Annotated in this window: 10 protein-coding genes; 9 read left to right on the top strand and 1 reads right to left on the bottom strand. The window is 51.0% G+C overall.

The features are described 5' to 3' along the window. Nucleotides 1-27 precede the first annotated feature (27 nt). Nucleotides 28-1,995 carry a beta-galactosidase trimerization domain-containing protein gene (locus AB4Z33_RS11040; RefSeq protein ID WP_442049981.1) on the top strand — a complete coding sequence of 656 codons (1,968 nt, stop codon included), beginning with the start codon at nucleotides 28-30 and terminating at the stop codon, nucleotides 1,993-1,995. Nucleotides 1,996-2,049: 54 nt separating this feature from the next. After that, complete coding sequence (locus AB4Z33_RS11035) at nucleotides 2,050-3,183, top strand: serine hydrolase domain-containing protein (RefSeq protein WP_442049980.1); 1,134 nt, start codon at nucleotides 2,050-2,052, stop codon at nucleotides 3,181-3,183. Nucleotides 3,184-3,240: 57 nt separating this feature from the next. On the opposite strand, the gene AB4Z33_RS11030 is transcribed toward AB4Z33_RS11035, so the two are convergent. Continuing rightward, entirely contained in the window at nucleotides 3,241-4,392 is a 1,152-nt protein-coding gene (locus AB4Z33_RS11030) for a serine hydrolase domain-containing protein (protein WP_442049979.1), read from the bottom strand. Between the two features lie 250 nt (nucleotides 4,393-4,642). On the opposite strand from AB4Z33_RS11030, the gene AB4Z33_RS11025 reads away from it, so the two are divergent. The 7 genes from AB4Z33_RS11025 to AB4Z33_RS10995 all read left to right on the top strand — a co-directional run bounded on the left by AB4Z33_RS11025 (nucleotide 4,643) and on the right by AB4Z33_RS10995 (nucleotide 14,964). After that, nucleotides 4,643-6,391, top strand: a complete 1,749-nt coding sequence (locus tag AB4Z33_RS11025) for a cache domain-containing sensor histidine kinase (protein ID WP_442049978.1) — start codon at nucleotides 4,643-4,645, stop codon at nucleotides 6,389-6,391. Next, nucleotides 6,366-7,985, top strand: a complete 1,620-nt coding sequence (locus AB4Z33_RS11020) for a response regulator (protein ID WP_442049977.1) — start codon at nucleotides 6,366-6,368, stop codon at nucleotides 7,983-7,985. The genes AB4Z33_RS11025 and AB4Z33_RS11020 overlap by 26 nt, the downstream gene beginning before the upstream one ends. Before the next feature lie 99 nt (nucleotides 7,986-8,084). After that, nucleotides 8,085-9,434, top strand: coding sequence for an ABC transporter substrate-binding protein (locus AB4Z33_RS11015; protein ID WP_442049976.1), 1,350 nt, complete (start codon nucleotides 8,085-8,087; stop codon nucleotides 9,432-9,434). 80 nt (nucleotides 9,435-9,514) lie between these two features. Further along, on the top strand, nucleotides 9,515-10,468 hold the full coding sequence (locus AB4Z33_RS11010; protein ID WP_442049975.1) for a carbohydrate ABC transporter permease: 954 nt from the start codon (nucleotides 9,515-9,517) through the stop codon (nucleotides 10,466-10,468). 199 nt (nucleotides 10,469-10,667) lie between these two features. Next, the gene (locus tag AB4Z33_RS11005) at nucleotides 10,668-11,342 is read left to right on the top strand and encodes a carbohydrate ABC transporter permease (protein ID WP_442049974.1); all 675 of its coding nucleotides are present in this window, start codon (nucleotides 10,668-10,670) and stop codon (nucleotides 11,340-11,342) included. A gap of 168 nt (nucleotides 11,343-11,510) precedes the next feature. Beyond that, nucleotides 11,511-13,361, top strand: a complete 1,851-nt coding sequence (locus AB4Z33_RS11000) for a cache domain-containing sensor histidine kinase (protein ID WP_442049973.1) — start codon at nucleotides 11,511-11,513, stop codon at nucleotides 13,359-13,361. Next, on the top strand, nucleotides 13,354-14,964 hold the full coding sequence (locus tag AB4Z33_RS10995; RefSeq protein WP_442049972.1) for a response regulator transcription factor: 1,611 nt from the start codon (nucleotides 13,354-13,356) through the stop codon (nucleotides 14,962-14,964). The genes AB4Z33_RS11000 and AB4Z33_RS10995 overlap by 8 nt, the downstream gene beginning before the upstream one ends. The last annotated feature ends 29 nt before the right edge of the window (nucleotides 14,965-14,993 follow it).

The raw sequence follows: 14,993 nt of genomic DNA, 5'->3' as shown, positions 1-14,993 counted from the left end.
TACGAACCGGAAAGGGAGATATAGCTTATGCGATTCCGTCAAGTCCATCTCGATTTTCACACCTCCGAGGCGATTGCGCCGATCGGAGCCCGTTTTGACAAAAAGCAGTTTCAGGATATGCTGCGGCTGGGGCGCGTCGATTCGATTACTTTGTTCTCCAAATGCCATCATGGCTGGGCTTATCATCCAACGGAAGCGAACGAGATTCATCCGGGACTCGGCTTCGATCTGCTTGCGGCAACGATTGAGGCGGCACATGAGATTGACGTCAAGACGCCCGTATACTTATCGGCCGGACTCGACGAGAAGTTAGCGAGACGCCATCCGGAATGGCTCATTCGCGACGAGAATGACCATACAAATTGGGTCAAAGGCTTCATGGAGCCGGGTTATCACCAGTTTTGCATGAATTCGCCTTACCTGGACATTCTGCTGGATCAGATCCGCGAGACGTTGTCGCGCTATGACGCCGACGGCTTGTTCCTCGATATAGTCGGGGTGCGCAAATGCTACTGCCATAATTGCGTTCAGAGCGCGCAGGAGCAAGGGATCGATCCGCGCGATGCGAAGGCGATGCGGCAACTATGGGAGAACACGTATGCGGGCTATACGGCAAAGGTGAAGGAAACGGTCGAATCGGTCAAGCCGGGTCTGCCGATCTTCCATAATGGCGGGCATATCGCGCGCGGCCGCCGCGACTTGGCAGCCATGAACAGCCACCTGGAGCTGGAATCGCTGCCGACGGGCGGCTGGGGCTACGATCACTTCCCGCTGTCGGCCCGGTATGCGCAGACGCTTGGCGTCGATTTTCTCGGCATGACGGGAAAATTCCATACRTCGTGGGGGGAATTCGGCGGCTATAAGCACCCGAACGCGCTTCGTTACGAAGCGGCGCTCAGCATAGCCAATGGCGCAAGATGCTCTATCGGAGATCAGCTGCATCCGGACGGCCATATGGACGAAGCGACCTATTCGTTGATTGGTGCGGCCTATCGCGAGGTCGAGAGCAAGGAAGCTTGGTGCGTGAAGGCGACGAACGTCGCCGATGTGGCCCTGCTGTCGCTCGAAGCGACCGGCATGCACGCGAAGGCGGAGGCGCGCAAGTCGAATTCGGATGCTGGCGCTGTACGCATGCTGCTCGAGGGGAAAATGCTGTTCGACGTTATCGATACGGAACATGAATTTTCGGCTTATAAAGTGTTGATATTACCGGATTACGTAGAAGTTGGCGATGAGCTGCGGGGGAAATTGCAGTCTTACTTGCAGCAGGGCGGCAAAATTCTCGCAACGGGCTGGTCCGGACTGAATCCGGAGGGCAATGCATTCGCGATCGACCTTGGCGTGCGGTATCTAGGCACGAACCCGTATCGTCCCGATTATTTCCGCCCTATCTTCCAGCCGGGGAGCTTGGGGGAGACGTCCTATATTTTTTACGCGCAGGGACAGAAGATCGAGCTGGACGGCGGGACCTTGCTTGGAAGGCGCGAGGATCCGTACTTCAACCGCGACGCGTTCACGTTCTGTTCGCATCAGCATACGCCAAGCAGCTTCACTTTCGGCGGGCCGGGCATGGTAGAGAGCGGCAGCGGAATCTATATCGCGTGGAATGTATTCGAGGATTATGCGACCAAAGGCAGTCTGATCTTGAAGGAAGCGGTGCTGCATGCATTGAATCGTCTGCTGCCCGGCAAGATGCTGCAAACAAGTCTGCCTGCGCAAGGCATTGTCACGCTTCAGGAGCAGAAGGATGAGAAGCGGTTGGTCAATCACCTGCTCTATGCGTCTCCGGTTCGCCGTGGCGAAGGTATCGAAGTCATTGAGGATATCGTTCCGATTTACGATGTAAGGGCTTCCGTTCGGACGGCAAGTCCCGTGAGCCGGGTGTACTTGGCGCCTCAGATGACGCCGTTGCCGTTCAGCTACGAGGACGGGACCGTTACGTACACGGTTCCCGTACTGGAGTGCCATCAAATGGTGGTGATCGATTATAATTGAACGAATGAGCGACATTTTCTAGACGACTACATTATACAAAAAAGGATGAACGATATGGACTTCAAACCGTTAGCTTCATTTATTGAGCGCATGACCGCTTGGCGTATCCCTTGGGCGGAGGTTCTGGTCATGCACCGCAACGAAACGGTATTCCGTTACCGGAGCGGCTTCGCCAACCTGGAAGAGGAAACGCCAATACTCGACGGAAGGATCTTCAATATTTATTCCATGACGAAGATTATGACCTGCGTGGCGGCGCTTCGTCTCGTTGAGAAGGGTGCCATCCACCTGAATGACCCCCTGTCGGTCTACCTGCCGGAATACGCCGAGATGAACGTAAAGAAGAGGCTTCCAGGAGGCGAAGTCGTGCTTGAGAGAGCGGAGAAGCCGATTCGGGTTCGTGATCTGTTCACGATGACGGCTGGCTTCTCTTATGATCTCGGCGCTCCTTCTATCCAGCAGGCTGTAGAACGAACAGTAGGCAAATTGCCGACACGAGCCCTCGCGGAGGCGATCGCCAAGGAGCCGCTGCTGTTCGAGCCGGGCACCCGCTGGAGTTACAGTGTATGCCATGATGTGCTCGGAGCACTCATCGAGGTTGTAGACGGGCGAAGCTTCGGCGCGTATATCCGAGACGAGATTACGGGCCCGCTTGGCATGCGAGATACGGGCTTCGATCTCTCGGAAGATCAACAGAGTCGTCTCGCTCCGCAATATGAGTATAACGATGAGCTGGGCAAGCCCGTGCGCAAGGACGGCAACGGCTTCCGCATCGGAACGGAACTCGAGAGCGGCGGGGCGGGGCTGCTGTCTACCGTGAGCGACTATGCGCTGTTCCTTAACGCGTTGACTAATCGTGGAACAAGTCCGGACGGCGTACGCATCCTATCGCCGGCGATGGTGAATCTGATGCGCACGGATCATTTGACCGAAGGCATGCGCGGCGATTACGCTTGGGATCAGCTGAAGGGGTACGGATACGGGCTAGGCGTCCGTACGCATATCGCCAAAGCGGACAGCGGCTCGCTGAGTCCGATCGGCGAATTCGGCTGGAGCGGCGCCGCCGGCTGCATGGCCATCATCGATCCGGAATCGCAGCTGACCGTCATGTACGCCCAGCATCTGCTGAACAATCAGGAGCCGTACGTGCATCCTCGGTTGAGAAATGTCGTGTATAGCTGTTTGTAATCGAAAATAAAGAGCCTATCAAATGCCGGTTGCGGCTTTTGATAGGCTCTTTCGTTATTAGTCGCCCCAGACGCTGGCATACGCATAGTTGCGGATGGTGCCGTGCCAGCGGTACCACGGCGACCCGCCTTCTTGCTGCGCATAGAACAGCGTGATTTCCGCCTCTGGATCAATGACCACATAACAACCGCGGGCACCGTCCCAGCCGAACTCGCCGTTTTGGCTCAACGCGTTGTTTTCCTCGCGGTCCACCAGCGTTCGTACACCAAGACCATAGCTGTAGCCGCTCTTGCTCACTCCTCCGAAATTGGCGAAATCCTGCTGCGCCTCTTTGAACAAACGCCTGGTCCTCATCGTATTAACCGTTTCTTTACTAAGGATGCGCTCGCCGTTCAACGCCACACCATAATTGCACAATGCCTCAGCAAACAATATGTAATCGGATACGGTTGAGTAGAGTCCGCCGCCGCCGCTTTCATAAGCGCTGCCGGGATGGATAACGAAGGTCTCGCCAATGCTCTCGGCCGTATGCGTCTTCCCGTCGAAGTTGTTGTATAGCTTGCAGAAGCGCTTCTCATCCTTCAGGTCAAATGACGTTTCGCTCATACCGATTCTGTCAAAAATATTCTCCTTGAAATAGCTTCCCAAAGTTTTGCCCGACAGCACCTCGATAAGCGCCCCCAGCACCTCATGACTTGCACCGTATTTGAAATGCGTGCCCGGCTCGAAGATCAGCGGCTCCTTCGCGAGCGCCCGGATGACATCCAGCGTTTTGCCTTCGCCGCCCGATGCCTCAATTACTTTCCGGGTTTCTTCGGTATCCCGCTGGTCAAGGCCTGCCGTCATGCTGAACAAATGCTCAATCGTGATATCGTTATTCGCAGGGCGAACTTCCTCCGATCCATCCTTCCGAATATGCCGAACGTTCATATTCTTGTATTCAGAAATATAAGCGTGGAGCGGATCACTTAATTTAAACTTTCCAGCCTCGAATAGCTGGAGAAGGGCCGTACAGGTGATAACCTTCGTTGCGGAGTAAAGCCGAAAAAGCGTGTTGGGTCCGAAACGGACTTGATTTTCAACATCCGAAAATCCTGCATAATGCTCAAACACAGGCTCGTGCTTGTAGTACATGGCAAAACCTAAGCCTGGAATGTTTTTTTCTGTATAAAAACGATCCAGATAAGCTTCCAGCTTCGAAAAGTTCATTTTGGTCCTCCTAAAAGGTTGTTAGGTTGTCCTGTCGATAATCACAACTCTATTATGTAAGGCTTATTCTTCCTTATCAAGTAACTTTTCTAAAAATACTGTCGCGCTTAATCAGCTGTTGCGGCAAATTTGAATGATCGTATAACCTGAATATATTAAACAAAAGGATGAAAAAAATGAACGGTATTCTTTTTCACAGTAAGATAATGTAGTAGGATAACTAGATGCTCTAGCGAAGGACAGTGAAGCTATGAAATCCAAACGGATTCAATTGAAAATATTTTTGGCGATGCTGATTTCAACCGCCTTGCCATTATCCATAACGTCGGGCATTATCTTGTATCAGGTGTCGCAGACGATAAAAGACGATCGTGATTTCGCACGCGTGCGGGTAGAAGAGGATTTGAAAGAAGCAATCGATGAGTACGCCCGCAATTTAAATGAAACCGCTTACCAAATCTACTCCAATCCAGATCTGATTCGCAGTATTGCGCGAGACGAGGAGTTTCTGACCGACAGCAGAACCTATGATACGGTCAAAGATATCAGAGAGTTTTTTCTAAGCGTTTATAATCAGTCCCGGTTAACGGACATTATCGGGATGAGTCTGCAACGGAATGACGGCGTGGAGTTGGGAAGCTTCTTTCCTAAGCTGTATCCGCATCTTGAGCAGCCCTATATTCAGTCGCTGCTTGCGATTTCTCGCTCCAAGGACGATCGGCCTACGACGATTCTAAGATATGAAAGCGTTTATAATGAACCGATTATTCAATATTTGTTTCCCGTTCGTTCGCTCGGGAAGCCGGTGGGCTTGCTTGTCATTGATATGAAGGAGCAAAACTTCCGCAAGTTGGTTGAACGGTACAACAGCTTTTACAAGGGACAAATCTCGATTATCGAAAATAACAATCGGGTTTCCTATCATACGCTGCCATCGCTCACAGGAACGGAATTCCGCGACAATGCGGGCAATCGCAATGTCATCCATATGTCTGTGCCGCTGGAGAGCAGCGGTCTCGCCTTGAATTACACGTATGAAATTAATCCGAAGCTGCTATGGTACAGAACGCTTGCTATTATCGCGGTTGGCATCTCTGTAGTGCTGGCGCTAGTGATTTCATTCTTTCTTAGCTTCGGAATCACGAAACCTATCGTCAATATGCATCGGAAAATGACCCGGATCCAGATCGGCGATTACGATGCGAGAGTCGAGGTTCATTCCCAAGATGAAATCGGATTTCTAGGCAATCAATTCAATCGAATGGCCGAAACGATTCAGCAAATGATCGAACATGATTTGAAGCTGAGGCTTATGAATCAAGAATCGCAAATTATGGCTCTACAAGCGCAAATATCGCCCCATTTCTTATTTAATACGCTGCAGATGATGTCGGGCATTGCGGATATGAACCGTGTTCCGGATTTGAAGCTGATCTGCCAAAGCCTGAGCAACATGTACAGGTACAATATGGGGCTGGCTAGCGAATGGGTTACCGTCAAAGAAGAAACGATGCATGTTCGCAATTATTTGGTTATTATCGGCAAACGGTTTGCAGGCCGTATTTCTTTCAATTTGGCGATAACCCCGGAAATTCGGGAATACGCCGTTCCCAAGCTAATCTTGCAGCCGCTGGTGGAGAACGCCGTAGAGCATGGGATTAACCCGAGCGTAAGCCATAAAGGCTTCATTCGGATTGGCGGACGTGTGGACAAGGAGCGCGGCATCTTGTATTTATACGTGGCGGATAACGGGGTTGGAATGACAGAGGAAGAGCTTGATGGCGTTCGCGATCGGCTCGCGGGCCATACGGCGCAGGACCTCACGAGAAGAACCTCGATCGGGCTCTACAATGTAAATCAGCGTATCCGGTTAATATGCGGAGAAGCATATGGCGTTTCTGTCATTAGCCGGGCTGCCAAAGGAACACTTATCGTATGCGAACTTCCGCTGCGCAAAGGAGGCAATAACGAACATGAGAGTATTGATAGTGGACGATGAATCTGCCGTGTATGATCACCTCAAGGCGATCATTCCTTGGGAGCAGCTGGGATGGATGATTGTCGGCCATGCCTTGAACGGCAATGAGGCGATTCAGCTTGTGAATGCGCATAACCCCCAAATGATAATGACGGATATTCGAATGCCGATTATGGACGGCCTCCAGTTCATGGAATGGTTGAGGCGAACCGGCAATACGGCGGAAGTAATTGTGTTAAGCGGTTACGGTGATTTCGAATATTCGCGATCGGCGTTTCTTCATGGCGCCTTCGATTACGTATTAAAGCCGGTGCAAGAGGCGGAACTGCTGCAAGTGCTCGATAAAGTGGTTGAGAAAATTCATATCAATTCGGCTGCCAAAACCGAGCAAATCCGGCAAAAGGCGGTCCTTCGCTCGGGGTTAACCGTGCTGACGGACGAATTGTTCACGCATGCGGTCAGCTCGGGCGAGATCGACGAGAATGAACTGTTCGTTCGATCCGAGAAGCTGCAGATTGAGCTGCCCGAGGACGGTTATTACTTAACCGTATTGAGGCTGCTGAATCAAGATGAGAAAGTACAGGCCAGATACAAGGGGGATCGAGAAGTTTTCCACTTTGCCATTCGCAATATATTGAGCGAATCGTTCGGGTTGTCCGCGAAGCTCATTATTTATAGACAGCTGACGAAATCGAACGAAATCGTTCTGATCTATTCGTCCCATGAGAAGCAGGATAACAGGCTGGCCGTTCAGCTCCATAAGCTGATCCAGTCGCTGCGGACGTATGTTCAAGTGGAAGCCAAAATTGGAGTCAGCATGCACAAAACGCGGCTGTCCAAGCTGTCGGCAGCGTATCGGGAAGCTTCCCATGCGCTTGACTCCATGGCTTTGGATGATCATGAGCCGATCGTTTGTTACGGCGCTGCGCAAGCGGGCGACCAAGGAGCGGCGTATGCCAAAAACTATTTGGACCTATGGAGACATATGGCGCTGCTCGTCGAAACACAGCTGGAAACCGGCATTTTGCGTGACGAGAAGAGCTTGATGGCAAGACTGAATGATGCTTTCGAGGACAAAGCTCTGGCTGGCATTAGAGGGATCGAATTGAAAAAATCAGCATCCGACCTGCTGGAGAAAATCGAGACCAGGAGCAGGGATGAGCAAATTTTGGTGTGGGTAAGCGAAGGCAGAAGCAAGCTGCAGGAAATGAACGTGATGCAGGTGAAGGAGCTTTTGGCGAAAATATTCGAGCGGCTCTTGGCGTTATCCGCCAAAGATGCGCGCATGAAAAACGGTAAGCCGTTGATTGAGGTCRTATGCCGTTATATCGAGGAAAATTATAGAACCGTAACGTTAGACGATATTTCGCAGCGGTTTTTCCTGAACAAAAACTATTTCTGCACGCTTTTTAAACAATCGACGAATAAAAGCTTCATGGAGTTCGTAACCGACATACGCATTACCCATGCTAAGCGTCTTCTGAGGGAGACGGGTCTGAAAACCTACGAGATCGCCGAGCAGGTCGGTTACTTGGATCAACGATATTTCAGCCAAGTGTTCAAAAAGATCGTTGGGCAGCAGCCTTCCCAATATAGGCAGTCCCAGCCATCCTAATATATTCAACATTGCTGCGAAGATTGTCGCATAGGATCCGTGATGCCCACAGGCTAGAATGATACATGTAAGGAACAACAAACGAGAGGGGATCCATGCATGAAAGCTAACAAGAGTATCGCTATTATGATGGTTTCGATGGTATTCGCTTTATTGGTTTCGGCTTGCGGAGGCAATGAGGATAACGGCAGCAACGGCAACAACGGTGCGGATGCAGCCAATACAGGCGGCAATGAAAGCGCGGCGACCGAGAAGCCTGCGGCGGAGAAAGTAAATCTGAAGTTTTGGGCGGCGCTAGACCCGAGCACGGATGAGGGAAAAGCGATTCAGTCGAAGGTGAAGGAATTCGACGATTCGCATGAAAACATCACCGTCGACCTTCAAGTCATTACGTATGACATCCTGCATGATAAGCTGGTTGCCTCCATCAATGCCGGCGATGCGCCGGATATTAGTTGGGGACTTGCCGAATGGTTCGGCGAATTCAACAACTTCGGCGCATTGGCGGACCTGACGCCTTACGTTGATCAATGGGCGGACAAAGGCAAAGTGTACGATAATGTGTGGGATGCGCTTAAAGTAAACGGCAAAGTGATGGCGTTACCTAACTACTTGGGCATTCGCGCGCTTCTGTATCATGAGCAGCTGCTCAAAGACGCAGGCTACGACGCGCCGCCGAAGACATGGGATGAGCTGATGGCTATGGGCCCGGTCGTGAAAGAAAAGACCGGCAAAGAAGCTTACGGCATTGCCGGTGCAGGCGTGCGCTCGCCGCAAGAGCTGATTATGTATCTTGCGCAAAACGACGTTCAGCTAGCGAAGAAAATGGATGACGGCAAATTCAAGAATACGTGGTTGGACAATGCGGATGAGCTGGCTAAAGCCGCCGAAGTGTTCAAGTTCTATCAAGATCTGCAAGCAAGTAAGACGATTACGGCCGATGCCAAAACATGGGGTTGGGAAGAAGAGGATCAAAACTTCGTTCTCGGTCAATACGCGATGGTCGTAAACGGTCCTTGGATCGAAGGCCGCAGCACTGAAAATCCTGAAGGCATGAAAGACGTGAAGGTAGCTGCGCCGCCATACAAAAACACGCCTGCGACATTCATGGAAATCGCGCCGCTTTACGTGTACAATTCCGATCACCTCGATGCAACGTGGGAATTTGCTCAATTCCTGATGAGCGCAGATTATCAAGCAACGGTTAACCCGTCGAAGGCTCCGCGCAGCGACGTTGTCAGTGAAACCGGTTGGGGCAAAGACTTTATGGCGCTTGCCGATCAAGGGATCGTTTTCCCGACCGTATCGCTTGGAGGTATTACGAAAGCGATGGAGGATGCGCTTGCCAGAGCGATGCTGAAAAACGATTCGCCAGAGACGGTAGCCCAGTGGCTGGCCGAAGCGATCAACAAAAGTCTTGAATCGACGAATGAGCTAAGCGGCAAATAGGAAACGGACAGAACCTCATAAGCGTATGACCGGGCAGGCTTCGCCTGCCCTTTCCATTCCAACAGAATGCGGTGAGAGACATGAGTAACCAGACTGAAATGCCCAAGGCTGCCCAAGCTCGGCAAGGAGCGGCACGCCAGACGAGAATGACACTTAGAGAGAGAAAGTTGAGGAAGGCAGCTTATTGGTTTATCCTTCCTGCCGCTTTGTTTTTTGTTCTGCTGAATGCCTATCCGTTATTAACGGTGTTGTGGGATAGTATTCATTTTAAAAACTTGCTGAATAAAACGTTAAGCGGGTTTTCAGGCTTAAGCAATTTCAAGGAAGCCGTTCAAAACGAATATTTCTTGAAGGCGCTATGGAATACCGTTGTGTGGACCGTACTCTCGGTCGCGGGCGAATATGCGATGGGGCTTATATCGGCTGTGGCGCTGAACCAGCAAGTGAAGGGACGAGCCCTATTCAGAGCGATTATTATTATTCCTTGGGTGGTTCCCATTGTTATCGCGGGGATGACTTGGACTTGGATGCTGACGCCGGATTACGGCATTATTAATTTGTGGTTGACGAAGCTCGGTATTATTGACCAGCCGTACTATTGGCTCGGCGAGCTCGATACCGCATTACTGACCGTTGTTTTCGTTAACGTATGGAGAAGCTTCCCTTTCTTCACCATCAGCCTGCTGGCAGGTCTTCAATCCGTGTCGCGCGATATGCTTGAGGCTGCTGCGATCGACGGTGCAGGCGTGCGTACCCGGTTTTTCCGAATCGTCATGCCTCAGCTGAAGACTGTATCGATTACCATTATTTTCATTCATGTCATTTGGACGGCAGTCAATTTCGATTTCATTTGGGTGATGACGGAGGGTGGTCCGCTGTATGCTTCAGAAACGCTGCCCATCATGATTTACCGTTATGCGATGGAATCCTACAATTTCGGAAATGCTTCCGCGTTGGCGTCTATGATGCTCGGATTTATGATCAGCGGGTTCATTCTATATTATATGTTCAGCCAAAGGAGAAATCGGACATAGTCAGGTCCGGATGGGAGTGATAGCAACGATGTTAATGAGCCGTCGAAAACAACGAATAATGACCGTGATAACCTATGTCGTTCTATTAGGTTTTGCATTTTATTGTTTGTTTCCTTTCCTATGGATGTTTGTAACATCCTTGAAKCCGGATACTGAAATAAGAACGTTGAATCCGAGCTTCTTTATTTCCAAGCCTACGTTGAAACATTTTGATAATGTATTGAACGGATCGGCCTTCATAACCTTCTTTAAAAATAGCGTGTTTATCGCAGTCGTAACGACAGCCGCATCCTTAATGATCTCCATATTCGCCGGTTACGCGTTAAGCCGCTTTATCCGATTTAAAGGGGTCAAAGTATTCAGCGTCGCCATGCTGCTGTCGCAGATGATTCCCGGCGTGCTGCTGCTCATTCCGCTTTATCTCGTGATGAAAAATTTGCATCTTATTGATTCCTATTGGTCGCTTATATTAGCGTATACGACGTTTACGGTTCCTCTGTGCACCTTCATGATGAAAGGATTCTTCGATACGATTCCTTATGAAATGGAGGAATCCGCGGAGATCGACGGATGCTCGCGGATCGGCATTATTTTCAGAATACTGCTTCCCGTATCGTTGCCAAGTTTGGTAGCTACTTCGCTGTTCGCCTTCTTGAATTCATGGAACGAGTTTATGTTCGGCTTTGTGTTCATTAATGACGAGGCACATCGTACGCTGACGCCCGGCGTCAGTTTATTCAAAGGATTGTATCAGACGGATTGGGGCAGCATGATGGCGGCATCCGTATTAAGCGTGCTCCCCGTAGTCATCATATTCGTATTTTTGCAGCGTTTCCTCATAGAAGGAATGACGGCTGGCGCGGTGAAAGGATAGGGCACGATGTCACCATTTCAACTCATAGTTTTGCCAATAATGTATCGTAACGCAGGCCTCGTGGCTTGCGTTTTTTTCATTGTCGGCTGCACATGAATTCCCCTTTAAATGAATACTGCCACTTGGAACAATGGCCGGTTGTCTATATAATGGGGTTCACAAAGCGTTATGTCCGGTCCTGCTGCCGATGCCTGCGGGATGGAGAGGGGGAAAACGGTGTTTTATTCGCTTCGCAACCGCTTGATCGCAATCTTCGTGCTGCTGTTTGTGCTCGCTTTCTGCACGATGTCCATCCTTATTTTCAACCAATCGCGTTCTATGATCCGCGACCATATCGAATCGTCCGCACTTGAGAAGATGGATGAATACGGCTCTTATATCAGCATGGTACAGACGCAGGTATACGACCTTGCATCCATCGTTTTCAATAGCGACACGACCAAGAACTGGGATGCCTTGATCTCCGATCCGGATGCCAGCTCCGGGGAAAAAAATTCCGCCCATTACCGCATGAGCCAATTTCTAACGCAAACAACCAACAGTTATAGCAGCGTTTCTTCGGTTACGGTATACCGCCGCGAAGGGATGTGGGTGAGCAGCGGCAACCAGGTCGTCTTCGATCAAACGCTCGTGGACAAGCCTTGGTATCAAAATTTCATTCATGACTACGAATATTGGGTGCCTGCCGGGCAGGATGCCGCCGAGCTGCGCAACAATAACCCGAATCCGGTTATCGGCATGCTGATGCCGATCGGTGCGTTCGAGCCCGGCAACGCGAAAAGCATCATGAAAGTGAACGTAACGGCCGATTACTTTCTCGATCCGTTGGAGAGAATCCATCTGGGTACGGGCGGCAGCATTTATTTGCTCGATCAAGACGGCCAGCCGATGCTGAGCCAGTCGGAGTATGTGGCGCATGCGAATATGAAGAAAGCCGTGGATGCCATCCGGACGGGAACCGGCAAGCAAGGCGTCGTGTACGTGAAGAGCGAACAAGGAGCCAAGGAGATTCTCGTGTACAAAAAGCTCGCCAAGACGAACTGGATGCTCATCGGGTTCGTATCCGAGAAGGATCTCTATGCGCCGCTAATGAAGCTTCGCAATACGATCTTCATTCTTGCGTTAGTGTTGATCGTTCTCTCGATCTTGCTTGCCACGTGGCTGTCGCACGGGATTACGAAACCGCTTTCCAGGCTCATTACCGCCATGCGCTACGTGGAGCGCGGCGACTTCGAAGTCGCCGAAAGCCGTGTGCATCCGGCGAAGTTCATTCGCAACGAGATCGATTATGCCAGCTCGACGTTCAGGCAGATGGTCGTCAGGCTGAGGCGCCATATCAAAGACGAATTCGAGCTTAAGCTGCTGCGCCAGCAAGCGGAATACAAAACATTGCTCATGCAGATTAATCCGCATTTTCTATTCAATACGCTGGAGCTCATGAGCAGCCTTGCCATTCAGAAACGAACGGACGATACGGTGGAGGTCATCGAATCGCTTGGCAAAATGATGCGTTTCTCGCTTCGGATCAACGAGGATTTGATACGGCTGGACGAAGAACTCAAGTATGTTCGCTATTATGTATCCATTTTGCGAATTCGGTTCGGAGATAAACTGCACATCGAGATCGACGAGGAGGATGTCGGCCAACTCGTTATCATTAAGTTCATCCTGCAGCCGCTGATCGAAAATGCCGTGAAATACAGCTATTCAGGCGGCACCGAAGCTTATGTGCATATCGGAGTGAGACGCAGATTAGGCCGCGTCCATCTAACCGTATCCGACAGGGGCCCGGGTATCCCGGAAGCGCTGCGGCGCAAGCTGGTCGAACAATCGGCCAGCGCCCAGCTTGATTATATTTTGAATTCCAACGGGGGACAGGTTGGACTTGGCAATGTGCTCGCGCGGTGCCGTCTCTATTACGGCTCGCTATTCGATGTACAGATCGAAGCTGGCCAAGACGGACGCGGTACGATGATTGAACTGATCTTGCCCGAACAGGAGGAGCAACGCCATGTATAAAGTATTGATCGTAGACGATGAACAGGAAATTCGCCAAGGTCTGCGTCTTAAGATTGATTGGCAAAGCCTTGGTTTCCAAATAGCCGGAGAGGCGTCGAACGGGAAAGAGGCGCTGGATTGTTTGGCTCATGAAGCGATTGATGTCGTTCTGACCGATATGAATATGCCCGCCATGGACGGCATGGCCTTTCTCGATGCGTGCCATGAGCAATATCCAACGCTACGTACGATTGTTATTACCGGCTATGAAGACTTTCACTATGCAAAGTCGGCAGTACGCAACCATGCACGCGATTATTTGTTGAAGCCGGTGGCAAGGGATGAGCTGGCGAATGCCGTGACGAAAGTAAAGCAGGAGCTGGATAACGAGCGGCGCAGCCAGGATCAGGAATCGGTGACTCGTTGGCGCCTATCGCAATATTACAAAGAAATGAAGGAGCATTACATCGTACAGCTCGTCAAAGAACAGCCGGAGCTGGACAGCTTCATGCGGCATCGCTCGCGATTATTCGAGCTCGATTCGTGGCATACGCGCGAGGTGCGGTTCATGGCGGCAGGCTTGCGGCCTAAGCTGGCATCGGATGGAGAACAGGCGCGTACGCCCGACAAGTTTCGTTTGCCCTTTGATATTCTGTGCCGCGAGATCGCCGACCAGTTCGAAGGCCGTGTTCATGCCTTTCGGGAAGCGATGTACCCCGGCTTCATGTTTTTTGCCGTTGCGGCCGAGGATGGGGTGCTTGCTTCCATCTCGCAGGCGCTTCGGGATAACGTTGCGGCGTTTATGGATTTTGAAATCAAGCTTGGCGAAGGCCAGCCCGTGACGGGCTTCGAGAGCTGGAAGAGCGGATTCTTGTCTGCTCTCGCAGCTTGGAATATGCCCGATACGATCAAGCAGTTGGACGCCAAGTCAGCATCCGGCCAAAGCCTGCTATCGGAAAATACCGTAAAGCTCATTGAGAGGTATGTGGTTCGAGGAGAAATGGAGACGTTCAAGCGTGAGGTCGGACGGGAGCTTGAGGAAGCTTTCCGATCCTCGCAGCCGGCCTTTGTGAAGACGGTATTCCAGCTGTATCTCATGCTCGAGCCGATCGCCGGCGAAGCGGGGCTCTCTCTCGAAGCGGACGAGCAGCTATGGCTAAGACCCGACATGGTGCTAAGCTTGGACACGCCGGACAAGGCGCTTCGTTTCCTTAGCCGGATTGCCGACAAAGTCATTCGGCTATCGGCCGATGAATCGGGAGGCGAGGAAACCAGATTCATCGAGGCTGCGTGCCATTTTATCGAAGAAAATTATATGTACGACCTGAATTTGACGATGATTGCGGAGAAGTTCAATTACAACCCGTCTTATTTCTCGGAAATGTTCAAAAACAAAGTAGGGAAGACGTTCATCCAGTATTTGAACGAAACGCGCATGGCGCACGCCGTTCGCCTGCTGGAGGACACCGCTCTTGGGTTGTGGGACATTGCGGAGCTGACGGGTTTCTCCAATGCCAGCTACTTCAGCTCCAGGTTCAAGCGGATGTTCGGGACAAGTCCTTCGGAGTACCGGCAAAGAAACGCGGCATCTGTAAAAATCGATAGCGACATCCCGAATAAATAGCATTCATCGGCCTTCTTCCGTCGCCTATA

The organism is Paenibacillus sp. 2TAB19 (genome assembly GCF_052115185.1).
Taxonomy (GTDB): domain Bacteria; phylum Bacillota; class Bacilli; order Paenibacillales; family Paenibacillaceae; genus Pristimantibacillus.
Note: the sequence above shows the minus strand (reverse complement) of the source record. Positions and strands in the feature narration are given on the sequence as shown.